This window comes from Streptomyces seoulensis (assembly GCF_004328625.1).
Classification (GTDB): Bacteria; Actinomycetota; Actinomycetes; order Streptomycetales; family Streptomycetaceae; genus Streptomyces; species Streptomyces seoulensis.
This window is the reverse complement of record NZ_CP032229.1, coordinates 5,907,622-5,932,569: the sequence shown is the minus strand read 5'-3', so window position 1 is coordinate 5,932,569 and position 24,948 is coordinate 5,907,622. Positions and strand designations below refer to the sequence as shown.

Genomic DNA, 24,948 nt, shown 5'->3' with positions numbered 1-24,948 from the left:
CGCACATGTCTGCCACCCCCGGCCACACCGGGGTCCGGGTCCCGCTCAGCCGCGACCAGGAACGGACCTGGTTCGTCGACCAGTTGAGCAGTTGCCCCTCCGACTACCTGATCCCGCTCCGCCTGCACTTCGCGGGCCCCCTCGACCGTGACGCGCTGCGCCGGGCGCTGGACGCCCTGGTCGCCCGGCACCAGGTGCTGCGTACCGGCGTGGTGGCCGGGGAGGCGCGTCCGGTCGGCGTGATCCACCCGCCCGACCGGTTCCGGCTGCGGGAGGCGGAGGCGGCCGACGCCGTCGCGCTGGAGGCGGCTCTGGCCGCTGAGGCGGCCACGCCCATGGACCTGGCGAGCGAGCCGCCCGTACGCGCGCTGCTGATCCGGCACGGCGCCCGCGAGCACACCCTGGTCCTCACGCTCCATCACGTCGCCGCCGACGACTGGTCCTGCGCTCTGGTCTACGACGAACTGGCAGCCGACTACGCGGCCTTCGCCGCCGGAGCCCCCTCCCCCGTCCTCCCGCCCGCCGAGCCCTACGGCACCGTGGCCGCGCGCCTCGACGCCCTCGCCGACGAGGCGGCCCCGGACGGCCTCGGGCACTGGCGTGCCGTGCTGGCGGACTTCACCGCCTTCGAGGTGCCCACCGACCACCCCCGCCCCGCCGTCCGGGCCGGGCGCGGAGCGGTGCGGACCGCGTTCACGCTGCCGCCGAGGGTCGCGGAACCGCTCACCGCGCTCGGCCGGTCCGTGGGGGCCACTCCCGCGATGCTGCTGAGCGCCGCCGTCCAGGCCGTCCTGTACCGCTACACCGGCCGGCAGGACGTCACCACCGGCACCACGTACGCGCGCCGTGACGACCCGGCGACCGAACGGCTGCTGGGTCTGCTCATCAACGTGCTGCCGCTGCGCGGCCGTCCGCGGCCGGAGCTGACGTTCCGCCGGTTCGTCGAGGAGTTCCGCGACGTCTCGCTCGACGCGTTCGACCACGCCGAGGTCCCCTTCGACCGGCTCGTGGAGGAGAACGCCCCCGAGCGCGATCCGTCCCGTACACCGCTGTTCCAGATCCTGGTGAACTTCCGCACCGGCCGGCGCCGCACACCCCGGCTGCCGGGGCTGACCGTGACCGAACTCCCCATGCCGTACCACGGCGCCAAGTACGACCTCTGCGTCAGTTTCGAGCAGAGCGCCGCCGGGCTGTGGTGCGGGGTGAACTGGGACGTCGACCTGTACGACGACGCCACGGTGGAGCGCCTGGGCCAGTGGCTGGAGCGGCTGCTGCGGTATGTCGCCGAGCGGCCCGACACCCCGCTGGACGACATCCCGCTGCTGTCCGGCGCGGAGGAGGACGCCCTGCGCGCCCTGGTCCTGCGCCCGTCCGACGACGCTCCCCCGCACACCCTGCACGACGCGGTGTCCCTCCGGGCGGCCGCCCAGCCCGACGCGGTCGCCCTGGTGGACGCCGACGGCACCCCGACGAGCTACGCGGACCTGGAGGCGGCGGCCAACGCCGTCGCCCGCCGGCTGACCGCCCACGGGGTCGGGCCCGACACACCGGTGGGCCTGCTGATCGACCGGTCGGTCGCGATGGTCGTCGGTCTGCTGGGCATCCTCAAGGCGGGCGGTGCCTACCTGCCCATCGAGACCGCCACCCCGGACTCCCGGATCGCCACCCTCCTCACCGACGCCGGTGCGCCGGTCTGCCTGGTCGCCGGGGACCACGCCGGCACCGTCACGGCCGCGGGTGCCGTCCCGCTCACCGTCGACCCGCTGGAGCGGGCCGCGCCGACGCCGGTCTCCGTCCACCCCGACCACCTCTGCGCGGTCTACTACACGTCCGGCTCGACCGGCCGTCCCAAGGGCGTGGCCTGCACGCACCGGGGCTGGGCCAACCGCATGGCGTGGATGCAGCGCAGGCACGGACTCCGTCCGGGCGAGACGGTCCTGCACAAGACGACCCTGCCGTTCGACGACGCGGCCGTCGAGATCCTCTGGCCGCTGATCCACGGCGGCACGGTGGCACTGCTGCCGCCGGGCCTGCACCGCGATCCGCGCGCCCTGGTCGACGCGGCCGTGCGCCACCGGGCCGTCCATGTCCAGTTCGTACCCAGCGTCCTCGACCTCTTCCTGGAGGAACTCACCCCGGACGACACCGTCGCGCTGCGCCGGAACCTGCGCAGCGTCCTCTCCAGCGGTGAGGCCCTGCGCCCCTCGCTCGTGCGGCGATTCCGCGAGGCGTTCGGCGACGCGGTCACGCTGGACAACACCTGGGGCGCCACGGAGGTGTCGATCGACTCGACCTTCCACATCTGCGGCCCACGGGACGCGCACGGCACCGGCGCGGTCAGTCTCGGACGGCCGATGGACAACAACGAGGTACTGGTTCTCGACCACCGCCTGGCTCCCCTGCCGCCCGGCGTGCCCGGCGAACTGTGCATCGCCGGGACCGGTCTGGCCCGTGGTTACCTGGGCGATCCCGCGAAGACGGCGGGCGCCTTCGTCCCGCATCCCTACCGGTCCGGCGAGCGCGTGTACCGCACCGGTGACCGGGGCCGGCTGCATCCGGACGGCACCTTCAGCTACCTGGAGCGGATGGACCGCCAGGTGAAGGTGCGCGGTGTCCGGGTGGAGCTGGGGGAGGTCGAGGCCGCGCTCCGCGACCATCCCGCGGTGGCCGACGCGGCGGTGGTGACCCGCCGCGCGCCGTCCGGCGACCTCCGGCTGGCCGCCTACCTCACCCTCGGCGGCGTCCCGGCGGCCGTGCCCGAGCTGCGCGAGCACCTGTCCCAGCGGCTGCCCGGGTACGCGATGCCCGCCACGATCACCGTGCTCCCCGCGCTGCCCCGCTCGGCCAGCGGCAAGCTCAGCCCCTCGCTGCTGCCCGAACCCGACCCCGCCGACCACGAGACGGCGGACCACGTCGCCCCGCGCGACGAGACCGAGCGCGTCGTGGCCGACATCTGGGCGGACGTGCTGTCCCTGCCCCGCGTCGGCGTCTTCGACGACTTCTTCGCCCTGGGCGGCCATTCCCTGATCGCCACCCGGGCCGTGAACCGGATGCGGCAGGCGTTCGACACCGCGCTGCCGCTGAGCGTGATCTTCGAGCGTCCGACCGTCGCCGGGACGGCGGAGTACCTGCACGACCTGATCCTCGCCGAGATCGAGGCGATGTCCGACGACGAGGCGCACCGGCTCCTCGCGGACGCCTCCCCCGCCCCCAGCCCCGTGGACGACGAACGAGGTACGAAGCGATGAAGACTCCCCTGCTGTACGAGGCGTTCCTCGAGCACGCCCTGCGCTCCCCGGACGCGCCCGCCCTGCTGTGGTCGGGCGGCACCACGACCTACGGCGAGCTGCGGCACCGCTCGGCCGTGCTCGCGCACCGCCTGCGGGCCGCCGGCGCCGGTCCGGGGACGCTGGTCGGCGTCTGTGTGAGCCGGGGGCCGGCCCTGCCCACCGCGCTGCTCGGCGTCATGCGGTCCGGCGCCGCCTGGGTTCCGCTCGATCCGGCCTATCCGCAGGACCGGCTGGAGTACATGCTGCGCGACTCCGGCGTCACCCTGGTGATCGCGGACGAGGACACGGCGCGGCGACTGCCGGGCGACATCCGGGTCCTGGCCCCGGAAGCCGCCGACGAGACGCTGCCCGACGGCTCCGCCGACCTGGACGGCGCCGGCCGCGGTGACCTGGCCTACGTCATCTACACCTCCGGTTCCACCGGGAAGCCCAAGGGTGTCCTGGTCGAACACGGCAGTGCCGCCGCCACGGTCGCCGGGATGCTCACCGAGTGGGGGGTGGGGTCCGGCGACCGCGTCCTGCAGTTCGCCCCGTCGAGCTTCGACGCCTCGGTCCTGGAGACCGGGGTCGCTCTGACCAGCGGGGCTGCACTGGTGCTGGCGGATGCCGACAGCGTGATGTCCGGCCCCGGACTGGTGGAGCTGATGGACCGCTTCGGGGTGACCTTCACCCTGCTGCCGCCGTCCGTCCTCGCCGCGCTCCCCGACGCCGAACTGCCCGCGCTGCGCACCCTGGTCTGCGGCGGCGAGGCACTCCCCGCGGAGCTAGTGGCCCGCTGGGGCCGGGGCCGGCGCGTCTTCAACGCGTACGGGCCGACCGAGATCTCCATCGTCGCCACCACGGGTGAGGTCAGCGGGTCCGGGACGCCCGACATCGGACGCCCCCTGCCGGGCGTGCGGGTGGACCTGCTGGACCAGGCCGGGGTGCCGGTGCCCGCCGGCGAGGTCGGCGAACTGGTCGTCTCCGGCGTCGGCGTGACCCGCGGCTATCTCGGCCGGCCCGCCCTGACGGCGGAGCGCTTCGTCCCCGCCGACGGCGCCCGCGCCTACCGCACCGGCGACCTGGCCCGCCAACTGCCCGACGGCCGCTACCTGTACGCCGGGCGCGCCGATCACCAGGTCAAGATCCGGGGCTTCCGGGTGGAGCCGGGCGAGATCGCCGAGGTGCTGCGGGCCCATCCCGCCGTCCGCGACGCCGTCGTGGTGGCCCGGGGCACCGTCCTGGTCGGCTATGTGTCCGCTTCCGGCGAGCAGGCGCACCCCGCCGAGCTGCGGAGCTGGTGCGGCGAGACCCTGCCCGCGCACATGGTGCCGTCCACCGTGGTGGTGCTGCCCGCGCTCCCGCTCACGCCGAGCGGCAAGGTGGACCGCGAGGCGCTGCCGTCGCCGTACCGGTCGGAGGTCAGCAGCGGTGACGAGCCGGCCACGCCCACCGAGGCGGCCGTCGCCGCGCTGATGTCGGAACTGCTCGGCGGCACACCGGCCGGCGCCACCGACGACTTCTTCCAGCTCGGCGGCCACTCCCTGCTGGTGGGGCGGCTCGCCGCCCGCATCCGCGCCGATCTCGGCGCCGACATCCCCCTCTCCCACCTCTTCCGGCTCGCCACCCCCCGCCGGATCGCCGCGCTCGTCGACGGCGACACCCCCCTCGACGACGCCGAGGCCGTCCCCGCCCCGCCGCCGATGCGGCATGCCGACCGCACCCGGCCTATCCCGCTGTCCTTCCCGCAGGAGCGGGTCTGGTTCCTGGAGCAGCTCTCGCCCAGCAACCAGGCGTACCGGATGCAGGCCACGCTCACGCTGCGCGGACGCCTGGACATGGCCGCGCTGCGCGCCGCCCTCGTCGAGCTGGTCCGGCGGCACGAGATCCTGCGCACCGCCTTCCGCGAGGTCGACGGGGTCCCCACGCAGTGCCCGGTCGAGATGGACGCCATCGACATCGAGGTGCCCCTGGTCGATCTCACGGCGCTGCCGGAGGCCGAGCGTGAGCAGGCGTGGCTCGACCTGTCGGCCCGCGAGCAGGCCGAACCGTTCGACCTGGAGAAGCCTCCGCTGGCCCGGTGGGTCGTGGCCAGGGACGCCCCGGACTCGTACCGGCTCATCCATGTGGAGCACCATCTGGTGCACGACGGCTGGTCGTTCGCCGTCTTCGTCGGTGAACTCACGCGGCTGTACGCCGTGTTCGCCGAGGGTGCCACCGCCCCGGCGGAGCCCCGCTTCCAGTTCGCCGACCTCGCCGCGTGGCAGCGGTCCTGGCTGGACGGCCCGGTCATGGAACACTATCTGGACCACTGGCGGCACGAGCTGGAGGGAGCCCCCGCGGCCCTCGAACTCCCCACCGACCGGCCCCGGCCGCCCGAGTTCACCTTCCGCGGCGACGTCGTGCGGCTGACCCTCGACCCCGACGAGTACCACCGCCTGCGCGAGGGGGCCAGGAAGTTCGGGGTCACCCTCTACTCGCTGATGCTGACCACGTTCGCCGCCCTGCTGTCGCGCTACGCGGACCAGACCGACTTCGTGCTCGGCGTCGGCGTGGCCAACCGCAGGCTGGCCGAGGCCGAGCGGCTGATCGGGATGATGGTCAACACGGTGCCGCTGCGGGTCCGTCTGGCGGACGACCCCACGTTCCGGCAGCTGCTGGAGCAGGTCCACGGCACCGCGGTCGAGGGATACGCCTGGCAGGACGTGCCGTTGCAGCGGCTCGTCAAGGCCGTCGCCCCCGCGCGTGACCTCTCGCGCAACCCGCTGTTCTCGGCGATGTTCAGCTTCCACGACTCCGCCGTGCCCGACCTCGACTTCGCCGGTCTCAAGGGCGAGGTGCGCATGGAGCACAACGGGTCCGCCAAGGCCGACCTGAACATCGTGGCCATCCCCCGGGCCGAGCAGCGCGTGGGCAAGCGTCCCAGCAGCGAGGACGACTCGCTGACCATCATCTGGGAGTACGCCACCGACCTCTTCGACGCCGGGACGATGCGGAGCATGGTGCGCGCCTACCGCGATCTGCTGCGCGCCGCGCTCGACCGGCCCGACCTGCGGGTGTCCAGGTTCCCGCTGACCGGCGCGGACCCGGTGCCCGCCGCGCAGGCCGAGCCCGCCGCCGGCGGCGTCCTGGACCTCGTGGAGCGGCAGATCACCGAGCGCCCCGGCGCACCCGCCCTGAGGACGGCCCACGGCATCGTCACCTATGGCGAACTCGGCCTTCTTGCGGAGGAGTTGGCGCGGTCGTTGCCCGGCCGGGAGGCAGGGCCCAGCCCTCGCGTCGCCCTGGCGCTGCGTCCCGGCACCGATCTGGTCGCGGCGCTCCTGGCCGCCGCCCGTACCGGTACCCCGGCGCGGGTCCTCGCCCCCGGCACCGAGCCCGGCGCCGGGGAGACCCTCCTCACCGAGGGCATGACGCGGGGCGGGGCACCCTCCACGAGGCCGGTCGGCCGGCGCCCGGCCGGCGGTGAGGTACTGGCCCTGGCGGGCCGTGCCGAGATCACGCACGGCGCGCTCGCCGGCGCGCTCGCCGCACTCGACGCGCTCGGGTTCGCGGCGGACGAGGTCCCGCAGGCCGCCGAGGCCGACAGCGCCCTGTTCCTCCTTGAGGTGTGGACCACGCTCGCCCGTGGCGGCACCCTCGTCCTCACGGAGACACCTCCGCGCTCGGCCGCCGAGCTGGCCGCACTGCTGACGACTCGTCACAGGCCTTTCTCTGCCGTCCTGCTGTCTGATACGACCGTCAACACGCTGCTCGCCCACCACTGTGAAGCCGTGGCGCACGGCACCGCCGCCGTCCTCGCGATCGGGCCCGATCTGGACCCCGGCGCCCTGCGCGCGGCATCCCGCGCCGGTGTGCGGGTGGCCGTGGGGTTCGGCACCCCGGAGCTGCCGCTGGCCCTGTACCGGCCGCACGGCACGGCCCCGGCGGACTCCGAGGTCGTGGTGCCGGTCGGCCACGCCGTGCCCGGCGTCGCGGCCACGCTGCTGGACGGCCGGGGCGAGCCGCTGCCCGCCGGCGTCCCCGGTGAGCTGCACCTCGCGTGCGGCGACGGCGCGGAACCCGCCCCCACCGGCCACCGGGCCCGGCACACCACCGCCGGCTTCGAGGTCCTGGGCCCGTCGGGGACCTGGCCGACCGTCTCGGGCTTCCGCGTCGCGCCGTACGAGACGCGTGCCCGTCTGACCGCGCACCGGGGGATCGCTGAGGCGGCGGTCGTCAGCGCCGACGGCGAGCTGCACGCCTACCTCGTGGCGCGCACGGGCTCCGTCGTGCCGGACGACGGCGAACTCGTCGAGTACCTCGCCGAGTCCCTGCCCGACTACCAGATCCCAGCCCGCTTCGTCGCGGTGCGCACACTGCCCGCGCAGCCGGCCGGCCGGCCGTGACCGCTCCGGCGTCCCATCCACCAATCCCGAGGGAAGCCATGCTGCACGACATGTCCACAGGGCCGGCCGGGACGGCGGTCCGTATCCGGGGGGCGCACCACAGCGTCGGACACCACGGAGAGATCCTTCAGGGAGTCTTCGAGTCCGGCGGACGCCTGCGCCGCGCCCTCGTCACCCTTCCGTGCCCCCTCTACGAGTCCCACGCCTTCTTCGAACCGTCCGACAGCACCTCCGAGATCACCGTGCGCGAGCCCTGGCGGACCAAGGCCCGCCGGGCGGCCGAGCTGGCGCTGCGCGCCCTGGGCGACGTTGACACCGGCGGCACGCTCACGCTGACCAGCAACATCCCGCCCAGCCGTGGCTTCGGGTCGTCGACGGCGGACGTCGTGGCGGCCATCGGCGCCGTCCATGACGCCGCCGGACGCCGCCCCAGCCCCGCGCAGTACGCCGCTCTGGCCGTGGCCGCCGAGACCGCATCCGACGCGCTCATGTACGCCCACCGGGCCGTGCTGTTCGCGCACCGTGAGGGTGAGGTCATCGAGGACATGGGCGGCCCCCTGATGCCGCTGGCCGTCCTCGGCTTCGGCACCAGCGCGGACAGCACCGGCACCGACACGCTCGGGCTGCCGCCGGCGCGCTACTCGGTCTGGGAGATCGAGGCGTTCCGCCCCCTGCTGGGCAGCGTCCGCCGTGCCGTCCGCACGGGGGACGTCGCCCTGCTCGGCAGGGTGGCGACCGCGAGCGCCCGTCTCAACCAGCGCCATCTGCCCGTCCCCCGGCTCACGGAACTCCTCCGGGTCGCCGAGGCGGTGGGCGCGGCCGGGCTCCAGGTCGCGCACAGCGGGGACGTGGCCGGGCTCATCTTCGACCCCGCCCTGCCCGACCTCGTCACCCGCACCGACGACGCCCGCAAGCGGATCGCCGGCCTCGGGATCGACGACACCTGGTACTTCACCACGACATGACGAGGACGGAGAGCATGCGCTCACCCACCCTGCCCGCAGCCAGCCGGTCGGTCGTCGACGCGACCGTGCTGCCGCGGCTCATCCGCATCGGCCCCAACCTCTGTGTGGCCGCGTTCACCCTGATGAAGCTGCTTCCGGCCCGCTTCATGCTGGACCGCGCCGAACAGCGCGGCGACCTCAAGCCCGGCACCACGGTGCTGGAGACCTCCTCCGGCACCTTCGCCCTGGGCCTCGCGATGGTGTGCCGGCTGCGCGGCTACCCGCTGGTGATCGTGGGCGATCCCGCCATCGACCCGGCGCTGTGCCGACGGCTCGGTGAACTGGGCGCCCAGGTCGAGATCTGCACCGAACCGAGCCCCAACGGCGGCTTCCAGCAGGCCCGGCTGGACCGGCTGGCGGAACTGCGCTCCCGCTACCCCGACCACTACGTCCCGGGCCAGTACCACAACCCCGACAACCCCAACGCCTACGCCGCGGTGGCCGAGCAGATCGCGGAGACCGTGGGTGCCGTGGACTGCCTCGTCGGACCCGTCGGGTCCGGGGGGTCGACCGGAGGCACCGCCGCCTTCCTGCGGCTGCTCCAGCCTCGGATGCGCCTCATCGGGGTGGACACCTCGCCCAGCACCATCTTCGGCCAGGCCGACGGGCCCCGCGTGGTGCGCGGCCTCGGCAACAGCCTCGTACCGCCCAACGTCAGCCACGACGCCTACGACGAGGTGCACTGGGCCGGGCCGGCGGAGGTCTGCCGGGCCACCCGCGAACTGCACGCCCGGCACGCCCTGTTCATGGGCCCCACCAGTGGCGCGTCCTTCCTGGTGGCCCGCTGGTACGCCGAGCGCAACCCGGGCTCGCAGGTGGTGGCGTTCCTCCCGGACGAGGGGCACCGGTACCAGGAGACGGTGTACCGGGACGAGTGGCTGGCCGAGCGCGGTCTGCTGGACGTCCCGGCCACCGCCTCTCCGCGCACCGTCACCGATCCCGGTGACGCCGTGGGGGGATGGGCACGCATGCTGTGGCGCCGGCGTTCCCTCGACGACGCCCTGCGCGAGGCCCGGCAGGGTCGCGGCACCGCACTCGGGGAGGTCCGGTGACCGAGCCCGTCCTGGTCCTCGTCGAGTCCAACACCTCGGGCACCGGGCCGCTGTTCGCCCGGCGGGCCCGGGACCTCGGGGTCCGGCCGGTCCTGCTGGCCGAGGACCCCGGCCGCTACGGCTACGCCCAGGCCGAGGGGATCACCCTGGTCGAAGCCGATACGTCGACTCCGGGGGCGGTCCTCGACGCGATCGCCGGGCTCGGCGCCGGGCGGCCCGCCGGGGTGACCACGAGTTCGGACTACTTCGTCCCGGTCGCCGCCGAGGCGGCCCACGCGCTCGGCCTGCCCGGACCCGATCCCGCCGCCGTGACCCGGTGCCGGCACAAGGGCCACCAGCGGGCCGCGCTCGCGGCGGCGGGAGTGCCGGTGGCCGCCCACACCCTGGTGACCGACGCCGACGCCGCCCTCGACGCCGTCCGGCGTACGGGGCTGCCGGTGGTCCTCAAGCCCGCCGACGGTTCCGGCAGCACCGGTGTCCGGCTCTGCCGGAGCCTTGAGGAGGCCGTCCGGCACACCGCCGTGCTGCTGGCCCGCACCCACAACGAGCGGGGCATCCCCACCGCGCCCGGACTTCTCGTGGAGGAGTACCTGGACGGCCCGGAGTTCTCGGTCGAGGTGTTCGAACGCACCCCGGTGGCCGTCGTGGGCAAACACCTCGGCGAGGCACCGCACTTCGTCGAGACCGGGCACGACGTGCCCGCGCCGGTGCCGGACGGTACGGCGCGGCTGCTGGCGGACACGGCCGTGGCCGCCGTCGAGGCGCTCGGACTGGGTCATGGCGCGGCCCACGTCGAACTCCGGCTGACCGCCCGGGGGCCGGTGCTGATCGAGGTCAACCCCCGGCTCGCCGGTGGCATGATCCCCGAGCTGATCCGTTCCGCGCGGGGGATCGACATGGTCGCCGCGCAGGTGGGCGCCGCCCTGGGGCGCCGGCCCGGTCTGGAGGCCCGCACCGCGCATCACGCGGCACTGCGCTTCCTCGTGGTCGGGGAACCCTCGGTCCTCGGCGATCCGCCGCCGGCCCTCGCCGATCCGCCGCACTACGTCACCTCCGCCGTCCTGACCGGGCGGAGCGGCGTCGTGCTCACCCCGTGGCACGACCACCGCGACCGCGTCGGCCACACCGTGGCCACCGCCCCCGACGCGGTGTCGGCCGCGCGGGCGGCGGACGAGGCACTGACCCTGCTCAGCACCGCCCTTCGCGCCCGTTCGGACCAGGAGATCCCGGTATGACCGCTTCCACCACCGGACGTCTGACCTCCGCCGTGACCCCGGCGGCGGCGGACATCCTCTTCGACAGGCATCTACGTGTCCCGCCGGACCCGGTGGCCGGGGAGCTGCGGCCGACCAGTGAGGTGGACCGCGCCCATGTGGTGATGCTCACCGAACAGGGCGTCATAGGGCCGGAGACCGCCGCCCGGCTGCTGCGCGGCATCGAGGAGCTGCGCGCCGCCGACTTCGCCCCGCTGCGGCACCTCCCCGCCCCGCGTGGCCGCTACCTCGCCTACGAGGGTCACCTCGTGGACACCCTCGGGGAGGAGACCGGTGGCGTCCTGCACAGCGGGCGCTCCCGCAACGATCTCAACGCCACCGTGCTCAGGCTCCGGTTGAGGACTCCCTACGACCGGCTGCTCGCCGAGACCGACGCCCTCGGCCGGGTCCTCGTCGCGCAGGGGCGGCGCTGGCACACCACGGTCATGCCCGCGTACACCCACCATCAGCCCGCCGTGCCCGTGACATACGGCCACTACCTGGCGGGGGTCGCCGCGGCCCTCGTACGGGACCTGGACCAGCTCGAGCACGCGGGCCGTGAGCTGGGGGAGAATCCCCTCGGCGCCGGGGCCACCGGAGGGACCACCCTGCCCGTCGACCCGGCGCGCACCACGGAACTGCTGGGGTTCACCGCGCCGCTCGGCAACTCCCTGCACGCGGTGGCCTCCCGGGACCTGGTGCTGCGGCTGCTCGGCGCCTGCGCGGTGCTCGGCGTCCTGCTGACCCGGACCGCGCACGACTTCCAGTCCTGGACCAGTGCCGAGAATCCCCTGCTCCGTCTGCCGGACGACCTGGTCGGCAGCAGCTCGATGATGCCGCAGAAACGCAACCCGTTCCTGCTGGAGAACATCCAGGGCAAGGCGGCGGCCGCCCTGGGGGCGCTCACCTCGGCGACCACGGCCATGTCGACCGCGCGGTACACCAACGCCATCGCCGTGGGCACCGAGGCGGTCGGTCACGTGTGGCCGGCGCTGGAGGCGACCACCGACGCCGTGGTCCTGCTGCGGCTCATGGTGGAGGGCGCGGAACCCGACGAGGACACCATGCTGCGGCGTGCGGCGGAGGGGCACACCGCCGCCACCGCGCTCGCCGAGCGGCTGGTCGTGGCGGGGGTGCCGTTCCGCACCGCCCACCACATGGTCGGTGAGATCAGCACGGCGGCCCTGGCCGGGGGCCGGACCTTCGAGGAGACCGCGGCCGAGCACCTCGCCGACCGCTCCCCCGGCCTGCTCGACGCCCTGGACCCCGCCTCGGTCGCCGCCGCGGCCGGCGCCGGCGGCGGACCCGCCCCGGCCGCCGTACTCGCGGCCCTCGACGAGGCCGACCGAGGTCTCGGCGCACTCGCGGCCGCCGCCGACGCCCGCCGGGTCCACTGGGAGTCCGCCCGACGCGCGCTCGACGACGCCGTGTCCGCCCTGATCCACCGATCCTGAGGAGCCTCGACCCATGAGCCATGTCGTGGAACTGCGCAGCGACACCTTCACCCTGCCCACCCCCCGGATGCTCGAAGCCGCGACGACGGCACGCCTGGGCGACGACGTGTACGGCGAGGACCCCGCCGTCATCGAACTGGAGGAACTGTCGGCGAAGTCGCTCGGCAAGGCCGCCGGCTGCCTGATGCCCAGCGGCACCATGGCCAACCTCGCCGCCCTCCTCACCCACAGCCCGCGCGGCGGCAAGGCCGTCGTCGGTTCCGAGTCCGACATCTACGTCTACGAGGCGGGCGGCGCCTCGGTGTTCGGCGGCATCGTCTACGAGCCCGTCACGGCCGCCCCGGACGGCACCCTGCCGCTCGCCGCGGTGGCCGAGGCGTTCGACGTGGACCGGGAGGACCCCCAGTTCGCGCTGCCCGCCGTACTCGCCCTGGAGACTCCGCACAACCGTCGCGGCGGCATCCCGCTCGACGCCGGCTATCTCGCGGCGGCCGGCGCGCTCGCCCGCGAGCACGGTGTCGCCCTGCACCTGGACGGGGCCCGAATCTTCAACGCGGCCATCGCGCTCGGCGTGCCGGCCGCCGAGCTGGCAGCCCCGGCGGACACCGTCCAGTTCTGTCTGTCCAAGGGGCTGTCCGCCCCGATCGGTTCGGTGCTCGTGGGCGACGAGCGGTCCATCGCCACGGCCAGGCGCTACCGCAAGATGCTCGGCGGGGGCATGCGCCAGGCGGGCATCGTCGCGGCGTGCGGGATCATCGCCCTGACCGAGATGGTCGACCGGCTCGCCGACGACCACGCGCACGCCCGACGGCTGGCCGAGGGCCTGGCGGACATCCCCGGTCTGCGGCTGGACCCGGAGCCGCCGCGGACCAACATGGTGTTCTTCACCGTGGACACGCGCCACACCCCGCACACCACCGAGACCGTCATCGAGGGAGCCCGCGCCCGTGGGGTGCACCTCGCCGAGCTGGGACCGGGCCGCGTCCGCGCGGTCACCCACTCGGGCGTCACCGCCGCCGACATCGACCGGGCCGTGTCGGCACTCGCGGACACCATGGCCGCCCGCCCCGGGGCCGGATGGTGAGCGAGCCGGTCACCGCGCCGGCGTGCGGCCGCCGGCCCCACCCCCGCGACTTCGGACTGTTCTGGGCGGCGGACTCGGTCAGCCAGTTCGGCACCTACGTCGGCAACGCCCTGCTGCCGCTGCTGGCCGCCACCACGCTCGCGGCGACCCCGCTGGAGATGGGTCTGCTCGGGGCCGCGGAGACGGTCGGCTACCTGCTGATCGGCCTCCCGGCCGGGGTGTGGGTGACACAGCTGCGGCAGCGGCACCTGATGCGGCGCGTCAACACCGGCCGGGCGCTGCTGCTGTGCACCATTCCGGTGGCCTGGTGGGGCGGCCTGCTCACGGTCGCCCAGCTCATCGGCGTGGCCCTGCTGTGCGGGGTCCTGGCCGTGCTCTTCGATGTCGCCTACCAGTCCCACCTGCCGGCCCTGGTCCGCCGGGACCGGCTGCTCCAGGGCAACGCCCGGCTCCAGTCCAGTCAGTCCCTCGCCCAGATCACCGGGCCCGGCGTGGCCGGCTCGCTGGCCCAGCTCGCCGGGCCCGCCTACCCGGTGCTGGCGACGGCCCTCGGCTACCTGGCGTCGTCCCTGCTGCTGCGCCGGGTGCGGGCCCCGGACCCGGCGGCTCGGGCGAAGGGGGCGCGCCCCGCGCTGCTCGCCGAAGTGCGCGCCGGGCTGGGGTTCGTGGCCCGCAGCCGCACCCTGCTGGCCATCACCGGCTGCACCGCCACCGCGAACTTCTTCACCGGGGTGCTCGGCGCGGTGCAGGTCCTCTTCCTGACCGGGGTGCTCGGCCTCGCCGGGTCCGCGGCCGGGGCCGTCATGAGCGTGCTCGGTCTCGGAGGGGTGCTCGGGGCGCTGTCGGCCTACCGGGTCGTGCGCCGGGTGGGGCAGGCTCGTGCCGTCTGGCTGGTGCCGGTGGTGACTTTCCCCTCCCTGCTGCTGGTGCCGCTCGCGGGGCGCGGCGTCCTGCTCGCCCCGGCCCTGGCCGGCCTTCTCCTCACCGGCTACGGCGTCGTCGTGTACAACGTCGCCCAGGTGAGCTACCGCCAGACGATGTGCCCCCCGGCCATGCTGGCCCGGGTGAACGCCACCGTCCGCTTCATCGGTTTCGGCGCGCTGACGCTCGGGGCGCTGGCCGGCGGCGTGTTCGGCGAGTGGGCCGGGATCAGGGGCACCCTGTGGATCGCGGCCCTTGGCACCTCGCTGGCCGGCGTGTGGGTGGTGTGCTCACCGCTGCGCGGCATGCGCGACTTCGACGCCCCGGGGGTGGATGGGGCCGGTGGTCCGGCCGAGCGGGAGGCCCGGCCTGCCCCGGGTGTGGGCGAGGATCTCGGCGACGATGGACACCGCGGTCTCCTGCGGGGTCGCGGCGCCGATGTCCAGCCCTAGGGGGTGTCCGGAAAGTCGGTGGCTCGTTGGTCCGTTCGTGGTGCGTAGGCATGAACTGACCGATGAGTCGTGGGCGTTGATCGCTCCGTTGCTGGCGCCGGGTCGGATGGGCAGGCCTGGTCGGGACCGGCGGCAGGTGGTGAACGGGATCTTGTGGAAGCTGTCCACCGGGGCTGCCTGGCGTGACCTGCCCGAGCGGTACGGGCCCTGGAAGACGGTCTACGAACGGTTCCGGAACTGGTCCGCCGACGGCACGTGGGACCGTCTGCTGGCCCACGTCCAGCAGCACTCCGACGCCGTCGGGCGGGTCGACTGGACGGTTGTGTGCGTGGACTCGACCACGGTCCGGGCCCATCAGCACGCCGCCGGGGCCCGAAAAGGGGGCCCTGGGAAGGCGAGGCGCTCGGCCGGTCGCGGGGCGGCCTGACCAGCAAGATCCACCTGGCCTGCGACGGCCTGGGCCGGCCCCTGGCGTTCACGCTGACGGGCGGGAACGTGAACGACTGCACTCAGCTCGAGCCGGTCATGGACCAGATCAAGATCGCGCGTCCTGGGCCGGGCCGGCCGCGCACCCGGCCCGGCCGCGTCGTCGCGGACAAAGGCTACTCGGCCCGCAAGATCCGCGCCTACCTGCGACGACGCGGCATCGCGGCAGCGATCCCGGAACGCATCGACCAGATCAACGGACGCATCCGCCGCGGCGAGAGCCGCTGCCGCCTCGACAAAGCCGCTTACCGGCGGCGCAACGTCATCGAGCGCTGCTTCAGCCGCCTCAAGCAGAACCGGGCCCTGGCCACACGCTACGACAAACGAGCCATTCACTACCGGGCCATGGTCACCCTTGCCTGCCTCCGCCTCTGGCTCAACGACTTTCCGGACACCCCCTAGCGGCCCGTTCAGGCGGGCGAGGGCCCCGGGCCCGACGCCCTCCGCGCGCAGGAGTTCGAGGCGGCGTTCGTGGGTACGGCGTGAGCCCATGGCGCCGATGTAGCCGAGCGGCCGCCGCAGCGCGTCGCGCAGCAGCGGGACGTCGAACCTGGAGTCGTGGGTGAGGACGCACACGGCGGTGCGTTCGTCCGTTGCGGTACGGGCGAGGAACCGGTGCGGCCAGTCCACGACGACTCGGTCGGCGTGCGGGAAGCGCTCGGCGGTGGCGAAGACCGGGCGGGCGTCGCACACCGTGACGTGATAGCCCAGGAACCGGCCGGCCCGACTCAGGGCGTCGGCGAACTCCACCGCGCCGAACACGAGTATCGCCGGTGCGGGCCGGCTGCTGTGCACCAGGGCCTCGGCCGGGGCGCGGCCTTCTCCCCCGGGAGCGCGCACGAGGCCGGTGACGCCCGCGCGGTGCGCGGCGGCGGCGAGCACGGCCAGGGCCGCCGGGACCCGTCCGGCCGGGGCGGAGGCCGGGTCGCCGGAGAGCGGCAGGATGCGGCCTGCCAGGAGCGGGTCGGCGCTCCTGGTGATCTGCAGGAGACCCGGGGGCCGACCGCCCACCGCCCCGGTGAGCGTGGTGGACAAGTGCAGCCGGTCCGCCGGATGGACGCGCTGCACATGGACGCCGATGCTGCCCCCGCAGATCAGACCGGCCGCCCAGGCGTCGTCGTCGGAGGAGTCGAAGCGGACCTCCTCGGCCGCGCCGTCCTCGTCGAGCTGCCGTCGGCACAGTTCGTGGACGGCCGCGTCCACACAGCCGCCGGAGATGCTGCCCGCGACGTTGCCCTCGGCGTCCACGGCCATCGAGGTCCCCACGGGCAGCGGTGTGCTGCCCGTGGCGGTGGTCACCGTGGCCACGGCGCAGGCGCGGCCGGTACTGCACCAATGGGCGAGCGTGTCGGCGATGTTAAGCACGGGGGGCTCTTCTCGTCAGCTCGTCAGCGCTGCTCGGGCCCTGCCGAACCGCCCTGCTCGCGTGGACTACGGGGTGGGACCCGGCCGCAAAAGACGCAGCCGGGGCGCGGTGGTGGGGGCCTGGCAGCTCAGCTGTGCCCGGCCGCCGACCGGCAGGGTGACCATCGGATCGGCGTGGCCCAGGGGGAGGCCGGCGGCGACCGGCATGTCGCCGGGCAGGCAGCGCAGGAGGACCTCGTCGTATCCGGCGTAACCGGACGACGTGGAGTGCGGGTTGGCGATCCTGCTCATGATCACGCCTGCGGCCCGGTCGAGGACACCGGCCAGCCGGAACTGCTCCAGCCGGGCCCAGAGTTCGTCCGGAGCCATGCCGTCGGCCTCCAGGAACAGGAGCGAGCCGGGGGCGGGTTCGGGCCACAGCGGGGTGCCGAGCAGCAGACCGAGTACGACGAGGGAGCCGCCCCAGAGAGGGCCGGACGCCTCGCCGGTCCGCAGGACGCGCGGTTGCTGGCCGCCGCTGTTGCCCTGCCGGCGGCGGTCGTCCTCCCGGTCCCAGAAGAGGTTCTCGTCCGACCACTCCCCCGCAGTGGCCACCGTCCTTTCCGTCCAGTGGTGTTGTGCGCCGAGCACCTGGTCGAACTCGGACTCGGTCGGCTCCCAGGGGCCGTCGGCCTCGCCCCACTCGGAGACGACCATGGGGCCGTGGAAGGCGACAAGGCCGGAGCGGTGGGGCACGAGGTTGACCAGGGAGGTCAGGTCGCTGTACCCGACGAGCGGCTTGGCCGCGCGCCCGATGGCGTCGAAGTCCAGGTGGGGAAGGACCGGGGTGAGCGTCCAGCCGCCGACGGCGGCGATCACGCCGTCGGTCTTGGCGAGCAGGGTGTGCAGTTCCTCGGCCAGCGCCTCGGGCGGCCGGGTGCCCGGCCCCTGCGCTGACCGGCAGGAGTCGCCGAGGACCACGGTGTGCCCGCGCCGGCGCAGCGCGTCGAGGCCACGGGCGAAGCGGCGGGGGAAGAGGACGGGGGCCGGTGAACTGGGGGCCCACACCCCCAGCGTGGCGTCGGCGGGCAGCGGCACGGGCCAGCGCGCCGCGTCGCCGCCTGGTGCCGGCGCGGCCGGTCCGTTCGTGCCGTGCGCGGCGGCGGTGGTGCCGTTCGTCGTGCTCATCGTGCTCATGCGGTCGCTCCGATTCGCTCGTCGTCGTTTCCGGGCCGGACGGTCCACTCCTCGTGTCCCCGCGCGGCGAGGTGGGCGAGCAGACCGTCCACGGTCAGAGACCGTTCCGGGTCCCGCGCGCCGCGCGGGCCGCGCAGGCGGAAGGACCCGCTCTTCGCGTCGTCACGGCCCACGACCACCCGCCAGGGGACACCCACCGCGTCGGCGAAGCGCATCCGGCTGCCCATCGAGGCGCCGTGCCGGTCGTCGAGCACGACGCTGACGTCGTGCTCCAGCAGGACGCGGTGGAGTTCTCCGGCCGCGTCCGTCGTGGCGGGGTCCCTGCCCTGGACGGCCACCATCACGTCGAACGGCCGCACGTCGGCGGGCAGGGCGACACCGCCGGGCACGCGGTGCTGTTCCAGCAGGGCGAGCACGCAGCGCTGGATGCCCAGGCCGTACGTCCCCATCACCGGGGTGCGCACCTGGTTGTCCTCGTCGCGGAAGCGCACGTCGAAGGCGGGGGTGTGGGTGTAGCCGTACCCCATGGCGATCCCGCCCTGGGGGATCTCGTCCTCGGCGGTCGTGGCGCGCCCGGCGTCGCGGTGGTAGGGGATGGTGCGGCTGCGGGGCCGGTCGCCACGGGCGTAGGGGAAGATGAACTCGAAGCCACCGGTGGTCTCGTCCCGGACCAGTTCGGCGCGGAGCCGGAGCCGGTCCAGGACGGCGCGGACCGTGCGCTGGGCGTGTGCCGCGCTCTGGAGGTAGGCGGCGTGGTCGGTGTCCAGGCTGGCGAAGAGACAGCACTGGAACTGGCGGGAGTTGTAGATGCTCTGGGGCCGGTCGCGGAACCGGAAGATCTCCCGGAACTCGAACAGCCGCATCGGGAGCTGGCGGTGGGAGGCGAGCCCCGCCGGGCCGATGTAGCTCAGCAGGGGTTCCTCACTGGTGGCGGCCAGGGTGTACTGGTCGAACGGGGCGCTGAAGCCGATCAGTTCACCGCCGAACCGCTCCAGCCAGCCGGCCGGCGCGAGTGTCTCGACGCGATGGACGGCGGGGCCGCGGAACTCGGCGTATCCGGCGCGCTCCATCTCCCGGCGGACGACTGCCTGGATGCGGGTGACCAGGCGCTGGCCGACCGGGGAGAACCAGGGGAATCCCGCGTCGGTGAACCGGGCCAGGCCGAGCTGGTGCGGCAGGTCGGCCTCGGGGTCGCCGGGGTCGGGGAGCGGGGCGCCCAGCGGGTCGGCGTGCGGGATCTTGCTCAGTCTCATCGGTACTCCGGTACGGGCGTGAGGGTCCGGAAGGCCGCCAGCAGGTCGAGGACACGCCACGGCGGCAGGTGACGTTCGGTGAGGCGGACACCGAGGTGCGCGAGGGCGTCCTCGACGGCACCGACCACGGCCGAGGGCGCCAGGACCGCGCCGCCCTCGCCGAGTCCCCGGTAGGGCACGTCGCCGGCCCGCCGCGACTCCAGGTGGACGATGTCGATGGCCGGGGCGGTCCGGGTGGTGGGCAGCAGGTATTCGGTGAGGTCGCGGGAGAGCTGGCGGCCGTCGGGGCCGTAGCCCGACCGTTCCTGGAGCACGGTGCCGATGCCCTGCACGGCGCCGCCGCGCAGTTGTCCGTCGGCGATCGCCGGATTGATGATGCGTCCGCTGTCGGCGACGATCAGGTAGCGGTCGACACAGACCGTGCCGAGGTCCGGGTCGATCTCCACCCAGCAGCAGTGGGTCGCCTCCGCCCAGCCGGTCTCCTCGCTGTCGAAGACCTCGCTCACGTCCAGCCGCGAGCGTCCCTCGCCGGTGGCGACGTGGGCTCCGGCCAGCGCGGCGACCGTGCCCACGGTGCGGCCGTCGGGGACGTGTACGACGTGCGCGGCGACGATGTCCAGAGCACCGGGTGCGTGTCCGGTGCGCCGCGCGACGGCGGCGAGCAGGTCGGCCCGCAGGCGGCGGGCGGCGCGCAGCACTCCCCCGCCCGCGAGGGCCGCCGCCCGGCTCGCGCCGGTCCCGGCCAGGCTGAACGGGACCCGGTCGGTGTCCCCGTGCACGACGTCGACCGCGTGCAGCGGCAGGCCGAGGGTGGTCGCGGCGATCTGCGAGAGCGTGGTGACGTGCCCCTGGCCGTGCGGGATCTGTCCCGTCCTGATCTCGACGCGGCCTTCGGCGGTGAAGAGCACGCGGACCGGCTCCGGCCCCATGTGGGCGCCCATCGCCTCGTGCAGGCTCCAGGGACCGGGGGCCGGCTCCAGCAGGGTCGCGATGCCGAGGCCGAGCAGCCGGCCCTCCGCACGCGCCCGCGCCTGGCGCTCGCGGAACGTCTCCACGGCTGCCTCCCGCCGGGCCAGCCGCAGGGTCGAGCCGAGTTCGGGCACGTCGGTGAGCCGGGCGCCGGTGATCATGCGGGGGTCGGGGCCGTCCACCGGGTTGAGGTGCCGCAGCCGGTAGTCGGCCGGTTCCTCGCCCACCTCACGGGCGATCAGGTCCATGGTGCGTTCGGCGGCGAAGGTCGCCATCTCCCAGGGACCCCGGTACGCGACGTACGGGGTGCGGTTGCTCAGGGCCAGCCGGCCGGTGAACTCGTACGCCGGGACGCGGTAGGCGTTGGGGATCAGGCAGCCGACGATGGCGACGAAGACGGCGCTGGCGACCGGGGGGACGGGGTAGGCGCCCTGGTCGACCACGAGGTCGGCGCGCAGGGCCAGCAGTTCGCCGCCCTCCCCCAGGGCCGCTTCGACGTCGATCTCCTCGCCCCTGGCCTGTCCGGCCGCGATCAGGTGCTCCCGGCGGTCCTCGATCCAGCGGACGGGACGGCCCAGGTGTCTGCTCGCCCAGCACACGGCGATGTCCTCGCGGAACACCCCGCCCTTGATCCCGAAGGAGCCGCCCATGTTCGGGGGGACCCGGACCCGGACCGAGCCGATGTCGATGCCGAGCACGTCGGACAGGTACGCGCGGTGGGACGTGGGCGACTGGGACGCCACGTCGTAGCTGAGGCTGCCGTCGGCGGGGTCGTAGGAGGCGAGGCCGCCCCGGGGTTCGAGCGGCGCGTTCTGCACGCGGTCCTGGCGGAGTCGGTGGCGCACCACCCGGGCGGCGGACGCGAAGGCGGCGTCCACGTCGCCGTGCCTGCGGTGCTCGGTGTACAGGACGTTGCCGTCCAGGTCGGGGAAGAGCGGCGGGTGGGCGCCGTCGGCGGCGGCCCGTGCGTCCGTCACGGGCGGCAGGTCCTCGTACCCGATGCCCACGGCCGCGGCGGCGTCCTCGGCCTGTGCCTGGCTCTCCGCGACGACCAGCGCGACGGGGTCGCCCTCGAACCGGACCCGGTCCCCGGTGAGCGGGGTGAAGGCCGGCGGGGTGTAGCCCTCAAGGGGGCACGCGATGGTGATCGGGTTGAGGCCGTCCCGCATGTCGGCGGCCGTGAGGACGGCGACGACGCCGGGTGCGGCCCGGGCGGCCGTCAGGTCAAGGCCGGTGATCCGGGCGTGCGGACGGGTGCCGCGCACGAAGCGCGCGTGCAGGGTGCCCGGCACGTCGAGGTCGGCGATGTAGCGGGCGCGGCCGTCGAGGACGGTACGGTCCTCCGCCCGCAGCGCGCTGGTGCCGACCGTGGGGTCGGTGGTCGCGGCGGTGGCCGGGTGGGAGGGCGCCGGGCCGGGTGTCCAGGTGCGTGCCGCGACGAGGACCGCGCGGACGATGCTCTCGTAGCCGGTGCACCGGCACAGGTTGCCCGCGAGCCGGTCCCGGATCTGCTCCTCAGAGGGGTCGGGGTGCTCGGTGAGCAGGGCGTGGATCTCCATGAGGAAGCCGGTGGCGCAGAACCCGCACTGGAAGGCGTGTTCGGCCCACAGCACCTCGCGCAGGTGCCGCATCAGCGCGTCGCCGGTGTCCTCGGCGGTGCGTACGGTCAGGCCGTCCGCCTGCGCCGCGAGCACCGTGCAGGCGCGGGCCGTGCGGCCGTCGAGGAGCACGGTGCAGGAGCCGCAGACGCCGTCCTCGCAGCCCAGGCGGACGGACGCGCGGCCCAGGCAGTCGCGCAGATGGTCCGCGAGGGTCCCGCAGGCGTGCGGCTCACCCTCGGGCGGCTCCGGGGCGGTGCCGGGTGCGCAGGTCATGGTGTCTCCCGCCTCGGTGCGGGCAGTGCCGCGGTGTCCGCGCGGCGTGCCCTGGTGATGGCCTCGGTCAACGCGCGCTCCGCCAGGACACCGGTCACGTGCCGGCAGTACGCGGCCGGGGGCCCCTGACGGTCCGGCTCCCCCGGACCGTCGGGGACGACAGCGGCGGCCACGCCGGCCGCCTCCCGGAGCCGGTGCGTGACGTCCACCGCGGTGGGGGCGGACACCCGTGTACCGACGGTGAGTTCGGCCCGCAGCACGGCGCCGTCCGGCGCGGTGTCCACGACGGCGGCGACCGACGCGACCGGCCGTCCGCCGGCCGGATGCCCCAGCTGCCGCAGTGCGTGTCCGCTGCCCGGCCCGCGCGACGGCAGGTGGACGGCGGTGACGATCTCGCCGTGGCGCACTCCGGGGCTGTGCGGCCCGCCGAACCAGGATCTGAGGGCGGTCAGGTGCTGTCCGCCGGGGCCGGTGACCAGGACCTGTGCGTCCAGGGCGTACGCGGCGACGACGAGCTGGGCGGCGCTCGCGGCATGGGCGAGCGTCCCCCCGAAGGTGCCCCGGTGCCGGACGGACGCGTGCCCCGTGCTCGCCGCGGCCTCCGCGATCAGGGGGCAGAGGGAGCGGATCAAGGGGTCCGTGGCGAGCGTGTGCTGGCGGGTCATGGCACCGATCCGGAGCGAGCCGTCGGGCGCGCTCACCCCGGTCAGCTCCCCCACGTCGCGGAGGTCGACCAGGAGCCGGGACGCGCGGGTGCGGGACGCCAGCATCGGGACGAGGCTCTGGCCGCCCGCCAGCGGCAGGGCATCGCCCGGCGGGGCGGCGGCGAGGTGGGACACCGCCTCGGCGAGGCACCGGGGTGCCACGTGGTCGAAGGGGGGCAGCTTCACGGACGGGGCTCGCTCTCGGGGTGGAGGGCCGGCACCGGAGCCCGGCGGGGCTCCGGTGCCGGGCGGCGTCACGGCCTGGGGAGCACCGGGCTGGAGTCGAACAGCTCCGGCTCGCCCAGCTCGTCGGCCTCGCAGCGCACGAGCAGCTCGGTGTAGCCCATCTGCGCGAGGTTGTCGCGGAACAGCCGCATGTAGACGGCGTACTGCTCGGCGAGGACCTCACGGGCGTCGGCGCTCAGTTCGTCGAGGTGCGGCCGGGCGAGGATGTCACGGACGAAGGACTCGACCACCTCGTCGGAGATCCAGTCGAAGGTGTACTGCTCCCGGCTGAACGGGATACGGCCCTCGCCGAGGAAGAAGTCGAGCCAGTAGGACTCCTCCAGCGGCTCCACGGTGACCTGGATGGCCGCGGTGACGTCGGCGAGCAGCTGCTCGGAGGGCTGCTTGACGTAGTACATCGGGATGGCGGCGATGAAGCCGCCCGGCTTGACGACGCGGGAGTACTCGGCGAGGGCCCGCGCGCGGTCCGGGATGAGGGAGGTGACGTTGCCGCAGAAGACCAGGTCGAAGGTGTCGTCGGGGTAGCCGGTGGCGGTGGCGTCGTTGACCTCGAAGGTGATGAGGTGGTCCACACCGAGGCTCTCGGCGCGGCGGCGGGCCTCGGCGATGCTGCGCTCGTTGATGTCGATGGCGGTGACGCGGCAGCCCACCAGGCGGGCCAGTTCGATGGCCGTGATGCCGGTGCTGGTGCCGATCTCCAGGACGTGGCTGTCCTTGTCGAGGTGGGCGCCGGTGGCGAGGTGGGAGATGGTCTTCACGCCGCCGGGCGGGCGGTTGGTCTCGCGCACGACGGAGATCAGCTCGTTGTAGTTCATGTCGCGGATCTGCTGGGCGGTCAGGTCGCCGAGGTTCATGGGGTGCTCCTTGTCGGAAGACGGTGTGATGGCGGGTGAGGGACGAAAGGATCAGGGGGTGGCGGCCAGGCCGTTGGCGCGCTCCAGGAGTTGCAGGTCGCGCACGTCGGGGTGGCGCAGCACCCACATGAAGAAGCGCTCGACGCCCATGCCGAACCCGCTGGTGTGCAGGGGCTTCTCCTGCTTCATGCGCAGGTACCAGTCGTAGTCGTCGGACGGGACGCCGTGCGCGGCGAGCGCGCCGAGGGCGTGGGCCGCGTCGGTGTGCCGTTCGCCGCAGCCCACGACCTCGCCGGGGCCGATGAGCAGGTCGGCGTTGAGCGCCTTGGTGCCGGTGGCGTCGGTGGCCTGGTAGAAGGGGACCGAGAGGTGGTCGAAGTGGGTCAGCCACACCGCGGAGCCGTGCAGTTCCATGAGCCGGCGCTCACCGGCCCGGGTGATGGTGCGCCACTGGTCGTGGAACTCGAAGTACTCCGGGTCGCCGTCCAGTGCGGCGACGGCCTCGTCGAAGGTGATCCGGGGCGTCGGCTTGGCGAGGAAGTCGGTGAGGTGGCCGACGCCGCCGGCGATCCGGGCGACGGGTGCCTCCATCTCCCGCAGGACCGCTTCGGTGAGGTGACGCAGGTAGGCGTCGGCCACCGCGATCACGTCGTCGAGGCCGCCGGGGATCTCGGCCTCGCTGTGGAAGAACTGGCTGAGGTGGGTGGCGTCGGTCTCCTCGCCGCGGAAGCTCGGCATGAGGTAGTAGCAGCCCTGGTCGGCGATGCGGCAGCCGTACTCCAGCAGGAACTGCATGGAGTCGGCGAGGTAGGTGGGGACTCCGAAGAGGTCGACCTGGACCGGCAGCGAGTCGCTGCCCAGGCCCATGGGCGAGGAGATGGAGGAGGTGGTGACGGGGAGGTGGAGCGCCTTGACCTGCCGACCCCGCCAGAACGCGGCGGTCTCGTAGTTCACCAGGTCCTGGAGGTCGACGAGGGACGCGTAGAGCGGGTCGTCGAGGATCCGCAGGAATCGCGGGAGGCCGTCGGTGAGTTGTCCCGGCGACGGGTGTGGTTCGACTTTCGACATGAGTGGACCTCCGTTTGTGCGCCGTCAGGGGACGGGTCCGGGGGGTGCGACCATCGGTCACCGTGCGGTTCGTCGT

General features: G+C 74.2%; 14 protein-coding genes and 2 pseudogenes. 9 read left to right on the top strand and 7 right to left on the bottom strand.

Annotation, left to right across the window (positions count from 1 at the left end; all coding sequences use genetic code 11):
• Positions 1 to 5 precede the first annotated feature (5 nt).
• The 9 genes and pseudogenes from D0Z67_RS27250 (at position 6) to D0Z67_RS27210 (ending at position 15,765) form a co-directional block, all read left to right on the top strand.
• On the top strand, positions 6 to 3,248 hold the full coding sequence (locus D0Z67_RS27250; RefSeq protein ID WP_051887450.1) for a non-ribosomal peptide synthetase: 3,243 nt from the start codon (positions 6 to 8) through the stop codon (positions 3,246 to 3,248).
• Positions 3,245 to 7,657: a non-ribosomal peptide synthetase gene (locus tag D0Z67_RS27245; protein WP_051887449.1), complete on the top strand. Its 4,413-nt coding sequence runs from the start codon at positions 3,245 to 3,247 to the stop codon at positions 7,655 to 7,657. Before D0Z67_RS27250 ends, D0Z67_RS27245 begins: the two co-directional genes overlap by 4 nt.
• A gap of 50 nt (positions 7,658 to 7,707) precedes the next feature.
• On the top strand, positions 7,708 to 8,622 hold the full coding sequence (locus D0Z67_RS27240) for a GHMP family kinase ATP-binding protein (RefSeq protein ID WP_051887478.1): 915 nt from the start codon (positions 7,708 to 7,710) through the stop codon (positions 8,620 to 8,622).
• A gap of 14 nt (positions 8,623 to 8,636) precedes the next feature.
• Positions 8,637 to 9,713, top strand: coding sequence for a pyridoxal-phosphate dependent enzyme (locus D0Z67_RS27235; RefSeq protein WP_051887448.1), 1,077 nt, complete (start codon positions 8,637 to 8,639; stop codon positions 9,711 to 9,713).
• Positions 9,710 to 10,948, top strand: coding sequence for an ATP-grasp domain-containing protein (locus tag D0Z67_RS27230; protein WP_031179237.1), 1,239 nt, complete (start codon positions 9,710 to 9,712; stop codon positions 10,946 to 10,948). Before D0Z67_RS27235 ends, D0Z67_RS27230 begins: the two co-directional genes overlap by 4 nt.
• Positions 10,945 to 12,420 (top strand): argininosuccinate lyase, encoded by a 1,476-nt coding sequence (gene argH, locus D0Z67_RS27225; protein ID WP_051887447.1) that lies wholly within the window; start codon positions 10,945 to 10,947, stop codon positions 12,418 to 12,420. Before D0Z67_RS27230 ends, argH begins: the two co-directional genes overlap by 4 nt.
• A 13-nt stretch (positions 12,421 to 12,433) precedes the next feature.
• Complete coding sequence (locus D0Z67_RS27220; RefSeq protein WP_031179235.1) at positions 12,434 to 13,504, top strand: GntG family PLP-dependent aldolase; 1,071 nt, start codon at positions 12,434 to 12,436, stop codon at positions 13,502 to 13,504.
• A complete protein-coding gene (locus D0Z67_RS27215; protein WP_078873023.1) occupies positions 13,498 to 14,877 on the top strand; it encodes an MFS transporter in 1,380 nt (459 codons plus the stop codon). Before D0Z67_RS27220 ends, D0Z67_RS27215 begins: the two co-directional genes overlap by 7 nt.
• Positions 14,759 to 15,765, top strand: a pseudogene (locus D0Z67_RS27210) (IS5 family transposase). The gene D0Z67_RS27215 and the pseudogene D0Z67_RS27210 overlap by 119 nt, the downstream one beginning before the upstream one ends.
• A 51-nt stretch (positions 15,766 to 15,816) precedes the next feature.
• On the opposite strand, the pseudogene D0Z67_RS27205 reads toward D0Z67_RS27210, so the two are convergent.
• The 7 genes and pseudogenes from D0Z67_RS27205 to D0Z67_RS27175 all read right to left on the bottom strand — a co-directional run.
• Positions 15,817 to 16,728: pseudogene (locus tag D0Z67_RS27205) on the bottom strand (XdhC family protein); the annotation flags it as partial.
• Between the two features lie 66 nt (positions 16,729 to 16,794).
• On the bottom strand, positions 16,795 to 17,904 hold the full coding sequence (locus tag D0Z67_RS27200) for an LD-carboxypeptidase (RefSeq protein ID WP_031183270.1): 1,110 nt from the start codon (positions 17,902 to 17,904) through the stop codon (positions 16,795 to 16,797).
• The gene (locus D0Z67_RS27195; protein ID WP_031183271.1) at positions 17,901 to 19,157 is read right to left on the bottom strand and encodes a His/Gly/Thr/Pro-type tRNA ligase C-terminal domain-containing protein; all 1,257 of its coding nucleotides are present in this window, start codon (positions 19,155 to 19,157) and stop codon (positions 17,901 to 17,903) included. The genes D0Z67_RS27200 and D0Z67_RS27195 overlap by 4 nt, the downstream gene beginning before the upstream one ends.
• A complete protein-coding gene (locus D0Z67_RS27190) occupies positions 19,154 to 22,000 on the bottom strand; it encodes a molybdopterin-dependent oxidoreductase (RefSeq protein ID WP_051888049.1) in 2,847 nt (948 codons plus the stop codon). Before D0Z67_RS27190 ends, D0Z67_RS27195 begins: the two co-directional genes overlap by 4 nt.
• Positions 21,997 to 22,890: an FAD binding domain-containing protein gene (locus tag D0Z67_RS27185; protein WP_051888050.1), complete on the bottom strand. Its 894-nt coding sequence runs from the start codon at positions 22,888 to 22,890 to the stop codon at positions 21,997 to 21,999. The genes D0Z67_RS27190 and D0Z67_RS27185 overlap by 4 nt, the downstream gene beginning before the upstream one ends.
• Before the next feature lie 68 nt (positions 22,891 to 22,958).
• On the bottom strand, positions 22,959 to 23,804 hold the full coding sequence (locus D0Z67_RS27180; protein WP_051888052.1) for a class I SAM-dependent methyltransferase: 846 nt from the start codon (positions 23,802 to 23,804) through the stop codon (positions 22,959 to 22,961).
• A gap of 51 nt (positions 23,805 to 23,855) precedes the next feature.
• On the bottom strand, positions 23,856 to 24,872 hold the full coding sequence (locus D0Z67_RS27175; RefSeq protein ID WP_078873608.1) for an amino acid--tRNA ligase-related protein: 1,017 nt from the start codon (positions 24,870 to 24,872) through the stop codon (positions 23,856 to 23,858).
• Positions 24,873 to 24,948: the final 76 nt, after the last annotated feature.

Bases quoted from the DNA above. Each gene is read 5' to 3' on its own strand.
- D0Z67_RS27250 (WP_051887450.1), top strand. From the start codon at position 6: ATGTCTGCCACCCCCGGCCACACCGGGGTCCGGGTCCCGCTCAGCCGC.
- D0Z67_RS27245 (WP_051887449.1), top strand. From the start codon at position 3,245: ATGAAGACTCCCCTGCTGTACGAGGCGTTCCTCGAGCACGCCCTGCGC.
- D0Z67_RS27240 (WP_051887478.1), top strand. From the start codon at position 7,708: ATGTCCACAGGGCCGGCCGGGACGGCGGTCCGTATCCGGGGGGCGCAC.
- D0Z67_RS27235 (WP_051887448.1), top strand. From the start codon at position 8,637: ATGCGCTCACCCACCCTGCCCGCAGCCAGCCGGTCGGTCGTCGACGCG.
- argH (WP_051887447.1), top strand. From the start codon at position 10,945: ATGACCGCTTCCACCACCGGACGTCTGACCTCCGCCGTGACCCCGGCG.
- D0Z67_RS27220 (WP_031179235.1), top strand. From the start codon at position 12,434: ATGAGCCATGTCGTGGAACTGCGCAGCGACACCTTCACCCTGCCCACC.
- D0Z67_RS27215 (WP_078873023.1), top strand. From the start codon at position 13,498: ATGGTGAGCGAGCCGGTCACCGCGCCGGCGTGCGGCCGCCGGCCCCAC.
- D0Z67_RS27200 (WP_031183270.1), bottom strand. From the start codon at position 17,904: ATGAGCACGATGAGCACGACGAACGGCACCACCGCCGCCGCGCACGGC.
- D0Z67_RS27195 (WP_031183271.1), bottom strand. From the start codon at position 19,157: ATGAGACTGAGCAAGATCCCGCACGCCGACCCGCTGGGCGCCCCGCTC.
- D0Z67_RS27190 (WP_051888049.1), bottom strand. From the start codon at position 22,000: ATGACCTGCGCACCCGGCACCGCCCCGGAGCCGCCCGAGGGTGAGCCG.
- D0Z67_RS27180 (WP_051888052.1), bottom strand. From the start codon at position 23,804: ATGAACCTCGGCGACCTGACCGCCCAGCAGATCCGCGACATGAACTAC.
- D0Z67_RS27175 (WP_078873608.1), bottom strand. From the start codon at position 24,872: ATGTCGAAAGTCGAACCACACCCGTCGCCGGGACAACTCACCGACGGC.